Below are 7315 nucleotides of genomic sequence, written 5' to 3' on the forward strand. Positions count from 1 at the left end.
GGGGAGCCCGCAGAATTCGGAAAAAATCGTACGCTAAGGTTTTCCGGGCAACCGTAGCGGCCTGAACTTCCCGTCCTCCAGCCTGCGGCTCTGCCGCCAGACGTAATCGCCGGTCAGGTTGATGTGTTCCCAGCCCAGCGGCGACAGGTATTGCAGCAACTCACCGTTCACCGGCTTGCCGACCTCGACCAACCCCTGAGTGGCGCGCTCCAGGTACACCGTGTTCCACAACACAATGGCGGCCGTCACCAGGTTCAGGCCGCTGGCCCGGTAGCGCTGCTGCTCGAAGCTCCGATCCCTGATCTCGCCGAGGCGGTTAAAGAACACCGCCCTGGCCAGGGAGTTGCGCGCTTCACCCTTGTTCAGTCCAGCATGCACGCGGCGGCGCAGTTCGACGCTTTGCAGCCAGTCGAGGATGAACAGGGTGCGTTCGATCCGGCCCAGCTCGCGCAGGGCCACGGCAAGGCCATTCTGGCGTGGATAGCTGCCGAGCTTTCGCAGCATCAGCGAGGCAGTGACGGTGCCCTGCTTGATCGAGCTGGCGAGGCGCAGGATGTCGTCCCAATGGGCGCGGACGTGCTTGATGTTCAGGGTGCCACCAACCATTGGGCGCAATGTCGGGTAGTCCTGGACGCTATTCGGCACATACAGCTTGGTTTCGCCGAGGTCGCGGATGCGCGGTGCGAAGCGGAAGCCCAGCAGGTGCATCAGGGCGAAGACGTGATCGGTGAAACCGGCCGTGTCGGTGTAGTGCTCCTCGATCCGCAAGTCGGACTCGTGGTACAGCAGGCCGTCGAGCACATAGGTGGAGTCACGCACGCCGACATTCACCACGCGGGTGCTGAACGGTGCGTACTGGTCGGAGATATGGGTGTAGAACAGTCGCCCCGGCTCGCTGCCGTACTTCGGGTTGACGTGCCCGGTGCTTTCGCCCCGGCCGCCCGCCCGGAAGCGCTGGCCATCGGAGGATGAGGTGGTGCCGTCGCCCCAGTGGGCGGCGAAGGCATGGCGGTACTGGTGGTTGACCAGCTCGGCCAGGGCCGCCGAATAGGTTTCGTCGCGGATGTGCCAGGCTTGCAGCCAGGACAGCTTGGCGTAGGTCAGGCCGGGGCTCGACTCGGCCATCTTGGTCAGCCCGAGGTTAATCGCATCGCCCAGGATTGCTGACAGCAGCAATGTCCTGTCTTTGGCCTCGGCACCGTCCTTCAGGTGGGTGAAGTGGCGGCTGAAACCCGTCCAGTCGTCCACATCCATCAGCAGTTCGGTGATCTTGATGCGCGGCAACAGCTGACTGGTCTGGTCGATCAGCGCCTGCGCGGTATTGGGCACCGCAGAATCCAGCGGGGTGATCTTCAGCCCGGACTCGGTGAGGATGGCATCGGGCAGCTCGTTGTCCTTGGCCAGCCGGGTTACGGTGGCCAACTGCTCGTCCAGCAGCTGTAAGCGCTCTTCCAGGTACTGGTCGCTGTTCGGGTTGATCGCCAGGGGCAGGGCCTGTTCCCGCTTGAGCGCGGCGAACTTCTCTGCCGGCAGCAGGTAGTCGTCGAAGTCGCGGAACTGCCGTGAACCCTTGACCCAGATGTCACCGGAGCGCAGGGCGTTCTTCAGCTCGGACAGCGCGCAGATTTCGTAGAAGCGTCGGTCGTGGCCTTCCGGGGTGATCACCAGCGGCTTCCAGCGCGGCTTGATGAAGGCGGTAGGGGCATCCGCCGGCACCTTGCGCAGGTTGTCGGCGTTCATCTCGCGCAGGGTCTGCACGGCCGCCAGCACGCCTTGCGCGGCCGGTGCAGCGCGCAGTTCCAGCACCTCCAGCAGGGCCGGCGTGTAACGGCGCAGGGTGGCGAAGTTCTCGCCGACCAGGTGTAGGTGGTCGAAGCCCTCCGGCCGGGCCAGCAGCTCGGCCTCGCTGACGCTCTCGGTGAATTCGTCCCAGGGAATCACCGCCTCGATGGCGGCGTACGGATCGCTGCCGTTTTCCTTTGCCTCCAGCAGAGCCTGGCCGATCTTCGAGTACAGGCGCACCTTGTCATTGATCGCCTTGCCCTGCTTCTGGAACTGCTGCTGATGCTTGTGCTTCGCGCCGCTGAACAGCTTGACCAGGATGCGGTCGTGCAGATCGACCAACTCATCAATCACAGTCGCGGTGCTCTCCAGCACTACGGCGGCCAGGGTCGCGTAGCGCCGCTGCGGCTCGAACTTGCCAAGGTCTTTGGGCGTCATCTGCCCCCCTTCGCGGGCCAGCTTGAGCAGGCGGTTCTGGTGGATGTGCCGGCCCAGCCCTTCGGGCAAGTCCACCAGCTGAAATGTCTTCAGCCGCTCGATGTGCTTAAGCATGTGCCGAGAGTTGGGTTTCAGCGGTGCCTGGCGCAGCCAGGTCAACCAGGTGATGCTGCTGCCGGCCTTGAGCTTCAGCAGTTCGTCCAGCTTGGCACGGTGCGAGTCCGTGAGTGGTTCGACCAGGGCGCGGTAGACCCGCCGATTAGCCCGCGCAATGGCCTCCGAGCAGGCCCGATCAATTACGCTCAGCGCCGGCAGGATGCGCCGCTTCTGCCGCAGGCTCTCCAGAGCCTGGCTGGCCAGCAGCAAGCCCTTGTCGGTCTGCTGGGCCAACTCGGTCAGCTCGCGCACGAGGTTGCGGAAGTCGGACAGGCCAAACGGGGCCAGTTGCAGGTAGGTGCGCAGTTCATGGGCGTGCTCGCGGCGGGTCACGTCGCGTTCGCCGTACTTCGCCCAACTCGCCGGGTCGGCCTGAACCTGCTTGGCCACCCACAGGATGACCGGCTCGGGCGGCTCGCTGTCGGTGCCCAACGCATAGCCGGGGTAGCGCAGCAGGCTGAGCTGCACCGCGAAGCCTAGGCGGTTGGCGTCGCCGCGCCGCTGGCGGATCAGCGACAGGTCGGAGTCGTTGAAGGTGTAGTAGCGGATCATGTCATCCTGGCTTTCTGGCAACGCAAGCAGGGTGTCCCGCTCCGTGGCCGAGAGGATCAAGCGACGCGGCATGTATCAGTCGTCCGTGCGGAGGTACTGGTAGAGGGTTTCCCGGCTGATGTTGAACTCGCGGGCAAGCTGCGCCTTGGGCTCGCCGGCCGTCGCTCGCTGCCGCAGGGTAGCAGCCTGCTCATCGGACAGGGCTTTCTTGCGGCCTCGGTACGCGCCACGCTGCTTGGCCAAGGCGATACCCTCACGCTGCCGCTCGCGGATCAGGGCGCGCTCGAACTCGGCGAAGGCACCCATCACCGACAGCATGAGGTTGGCCATCGGCGAGTCCTCGCCGGTGAAGACTAGGCCCTCTTTCAGGAATTCGATACGCACGCCGCGCTGGGTCAGCTTCTGCACAAGGCGGCGCAGGTCATCGAGGTTGCGCGCCAGGCGATCCATGCTGTGCACTACCACGGTGTCACCTTCGCGGACGAAGCTCAGCAGCGCTTCGAGCTGGGGGCGCTGAGTGTCCTTGCCCGAGGCCTTGTCGGTGAACACCTTGCTCACCTCGGTCTCCTCCAGCTGGCGTTCCGGGTTCTGGTCGAAGCTGCTGACCCGGACGTAGCCAATGCGATGTCCCTGCACGCCTACTGCTCCGCCGAGAAATGGCGCTCGGGCCAACGCCAACGGCGGATGCGCTCCCACAACACTTTGCCGCCAATCCCAACATCGTTCTTGTCGGGATCGAGATTGAGTAACAATGCCAGTCGAGCGATCGCGCTCTGCATCGGGTACATGTTCCCGTAGCCAGCGATCTTTCGCAGGATTTCATTCTCGCTCTTCTCTAACTCTTCGGGAGTATTGAAGGTGGTGGCATAGTCAGTGATCACTGCTGAAGCGGCATCCAAGGCGCTGTAGGTTTCTCGAAGCACTTCGAGCACTTCATGAGTGAGTGCCCCCAGCTCGACTTGGGTTCCATCCGGCAAGGTGGCGATCCCCTTCTCGAAAAAGATCACCCCGTCACGTAGATAAAGTGCCTGGAGGGCATCTACCCCAACGAACGACGGCGCGTCCTGGTCTACCGCAGGCCTGCCGAGAATGTGGCAATGCAAATGCAGGCTCGCGGCTCGAAGCAAACGCCGCGCCTCGGGAGTTGGTGGATTTATCCAAGGGTCTGCCTGCTCCCGCCGCCAGACAACCGTTCCCCACCACAGCCCGGCGACTACCAACCCTAATCCAACCCATAGAAAGGTCATCAGAACAACTCCGCGTTGAAGGTGAGCAAGGGGGCTAAGTGCACTTTCTGTTCCGTTGCGCCTCAAGCCCTGCTTTTGTCAGGCTGAAATCTATGACCTTTGCGGGCATGTGTCAAAGAATGCGAAAGAAGACTCTATTCTGACGGAGCTGCGCGGTTCTGCCTGACATCCAGTTAGGGTATACCTCAAATTGACACTGCGTATTCCAGAGAACGTGATGACGGAAGGTTGAACCTTCCGTCATAGCGCATCTGGTTTGGCCTCCCGTCAGCCAACCACGGGAAACACTGACTCGATCATTGGAGAATGGTCAGCTTGGCCTTGAGATCAATGGCTCTCGCGAAGTTGTGGTAATTCGGCGATGTTCGCTGCACCTGCGCGTGCAATGCTTTCAGCGCCGCCGAATCCGCCGACGACTCCATTTCGACCTCATACTCGACCTGGTCGTACCCTGGATTGATCCCAGGATCGATTCCAAGAAAACCTCTCAGATCGAGGCTTCCCTTCGTGCGGATAGTCAGCGATTGCAACTCGATGTTCATTGCCGCCGCATTTGCCGCGTAGGTTGCAGTCATGCATGCGTTCAACGCAGCCAGGATCAATTCTTGTGGATTAGCGGCCGTGTCGGTACCGAGCAATTCTGCCGGTTCGTCCGCGTCGATGACAAAGCCGCGCGCCAAGGCCGTGTCACCTAGTACGAGCGGCATGGTTCGCGCACGCGTCCGGGTGCCACCCTCCCAGGTTGTCACGACGCCGAACGTCGCGATGCCTGCGGCGGGCTTTGCTGCGACCTGATCTGCAAACTCACGCAATGCGCCGACGTTGATCCCGTTGCCGGGAGTTCCTTTAATGTTTGTGTTCATTTCTCGTTCCCCCATTATGTGTTACGCCCGGCCATCACGCCGCCGTCAACGTCCCAGATTGCGCCCGTCACCCATGCTGCCTTGTCCGACAACAGGAAGAGGATGACCTCGGCGACGTCTTGTGGCGTCCCAACCCTGCCGATTGGGTGGAAGCTGTTGAATCCCTGTAAGGCGCCATGAACCTCGGCCTTGGGTATGAATCCCTCGTAAATCGGCGTTTCGACAACCGCCGGAGAAACGGCATTGACCCTGATTTGTTTGGATGCCAGCTCCATCGCAAGGTGCTGGGTCAGCGAATGCAAACCTGCTTTTGCCATCGAATACGCGGACGACGGCGTAGCCGCAATCGCCTGCTTGCCCCACATCGAGCCGATGTTCACAATGGCGCCGGGACGCTCGCTGGCCACGAGATTGGCCACGACTTTTTGTGTGATGAAGAAGAACGCTTTATTCAACGTCAAATATTGTTCGTAATCACTTTCCGTGTGCTCAAGAAACGCCTTCGGGAAGAACACCCCAGCCGCGTTGACCAGAAGATTGATGTCCTTGTGGTGTTCATCGATGGTATGCAGGAGTCGCTTCACATCTTCGGCTCGCGAGAGATCGGCAGTCAGGGCGGTCACGGTGCCCAACGACGACAGCGCCTTGCGGGCCTCTTCGGCCTTGTCTTCACGGTGACCGACGATGACGACGCTTCCGCCTTGCTCAAGAACCATGCGGGCAGTTTGCAGTCCCATCCCGCTAGTGCCGCCGATGACCAACAACTTCTTGCCATTAAATTCAGTACTCATAATAATCTCCTTAACTACCAACTAAATGGTAGGGTTGTGTTGCAAAAAAAGTGCCGACCTCAGGTCAACACGGTGGAAAGAAAAGTGTTTCCAACTTCGGCCGGTCCGCGTGACGACCGCATGCCACGGCCCACCATCATCGAGCCTTCCAACGCGCACAAGAATGCCTCTGCGAGAGCCTCTGGGGTGGAATTCGAGGTGATCAGCGCGGCACGCTGACCATCGGCAACGACAAGAGTCAACCAGTCGAGATTGACTTTAAAGAATCGCTCGACCTCGCTCACAACGGCGTCCGGCAGCGAGTCCGACTCGGCACCCAACATGCCGCAGACACAAAGGCGCCGGTCCTTGGCGAAGGTGCGTTCGAAAAGTGCCGCATACGCAGTTAGCCTGTCAGGCGCTTTCGCATGCTGCCCTTCGATGCTCAGCAACTCCTCACGAAACCGGTGCGTGTAGCGCTGTGCGACCACGGCCACGAGTTCACCCTTCTTGGGAAAGTGGTGGTGGATACTTGGTTTTTTGATGCCTACCAACTGGGCCACGTCGTCGTATGAGAAGCCGTTGTAGCCGTGCTGCTGTACCAACCCTTCAGCGGCATCGACCACCCGCTCGGCGGTCGGCGAGATTTCGGAGAAATGCTTCATGCAAGCGCCTCATTTGATTCGGCGACTGGCAGGTGGCCTGTCTTGACCAGGATGGTGCAGCCTGTATTGCTGAAGGGACGGTGAGCACTCAAATGCGGACTGCGCATCCATGTGCCGGTAGGGTAGCTTCCGAACTCATCCTCAAAGACGCCTTCCAACACATAGATTTCTTCACCGCCGTAGTGACGATGCGAATTGAATCGTGTCCCCGGGGCCCAGCGCACCAAAGCCGTATGTTGTGTGTCGAACTCAGAAAGTGGCATCACCGACAGACCCGGCACGAGGCCTGGAAACCAGGGGCCGTTACGGGTGTCGACCACGGTGCGTTGGCTGTCGGCTAGATCAAGATGGCGCAGCTTGACGAACAACGTGCAACCCGTCGCGGAGCTCGGTGCATGCGAAGAACCTGGTGGATTCTTGATGTAAGTCCCAGGCCCGAAGGTCCCGGATTCGTCGCTGAATTCGCCGTCCAGGACCAGAATCTCCTCGCCCAAGTCGTGCTTATGATTTTCAAAAGCGGAGCCCGGCGCGTATCGCACGATCGAGGTGGCACGCGCCACTTCGTCGCCATCACGCTCCAGTAACTGGCGTTGAATCCCGGTCGCTGGCGAATCGACCCACTGTAAGCTTGAAGGCTCGACGACAACACGCTGCGAAAGATCTGAATTGAGTTTCATGGCTTTATTTCATCTACCGACTACTTGGTAGGTAAGTTATAAGATCCCGATTTGTTTGTCAAATAGCTTTCGCCATTTTCTTTCATCCATTGAAAAAACAATGAATTGGTTACAAGAACTCGCGAAGCTTAGCGTACGATTTTTTCCGAATTCTCTATCGTCCCC

The 7315-nt window shown here is 60.3% G+C and carries 7 protein-coding genes; all 7 read right to left on the reverse strand.

The window, feature by feature from the left end; translation table 11 throughout:
* Positions 1-33: 33 nt before the first annotated feature.
* Positions 34-3000: a Tn3 family transposase gene (locus PKE98_RS26780; RefSeq protein WP_011005944.1), complete on the reverse strand. Its 2967-nt coding sequence runs from the start codon at positions 2998-3000 to the stop codon at positions 34-36.
* Between the two features lie 3 nt (positions 3001-3003).
* Positions 3004-3564 (reverse strand): recombinase family protein, encoded by a 561-nt coding sequence (locus PKE98_RS26785; protein ID WP_014003957.1) that lies wholly within the window; start codon positions 3562-3564, stop codon positions 3004-3006.
* Positions 3565-3566: 2 nt separating this feature from the next.
* The gene (locus tag PKE98_RS26790) at positions 3567-4175 is read right to left on the reverse strand and encodes a hypothetical protein (RefSeq protein WP_014003956.1); all 609 of its coding nucleotides are present in this window, start codon (positions 4173-4175) and stop codon (positions 3567-3569) included.
* 296 nt (positions 4176-4471) lie between these two features.
* Positions 4472-5038: an OsmC family protein gene (locus PKE98_RS26795; RefSeq protein ID WP_004574805.1), complete on the reverse strand. Its 567-nt coding sequence runs from the start codon at positions 5036-5038 to the stop codon at positions 4472-4474.
* A gap of 14 nt (positions 5039-5052) precedes the next feature.
* Entirely contained in the window at positions 5053-5829 is a 777-nt protein-coding gene (locus tag PKE98_RS26800; RefSeq protein WP_004574804.1) for an SDR family NAD(P)-dependent oxidoreductase, read from the reverse strand.
* A gap of 59 nt (positions 5830-5888) precedes the next feature.
* Complete coding sequence (locus PKE98_RS26805) at positions 5889-6473, reverse strand: TetR/AcrR family transcriptional regulator (RefSeq protein ID WP_004574803.1); 585 nt, start codon at positions 6471-6473, stop codon at positions 5889-5891.
* Complete coding sequence (locus PKE98_RS26810; RefSeq protein ID WP_004574802.1) at positions 6470-7150, reverse strand: cupin domain-containing protein; 681 nt, start codon at positions 7148-7150, stop codon at positions 6470-6472. The genes PKE98_RS26805 and PKE98_RS26810 overlap by 4 nt, the downstream gene beginning before the upstream one ends.
* Positions 7151-7315 lie beyond the last annotated feature (165 nt).

The sequence above is a fragment of the Pseudomonas turukhanskensis genome (assembly GCF_027922365.1).
In the GTDB taxonomy this organism is placed as follows: Bacteria; Pseudomonadota; Gammaproteobacteria; order Pseudomonadales; family Pseudomonadaceae; genus Aquipseudomonas; species Aquipseudomonas turukhanskensis.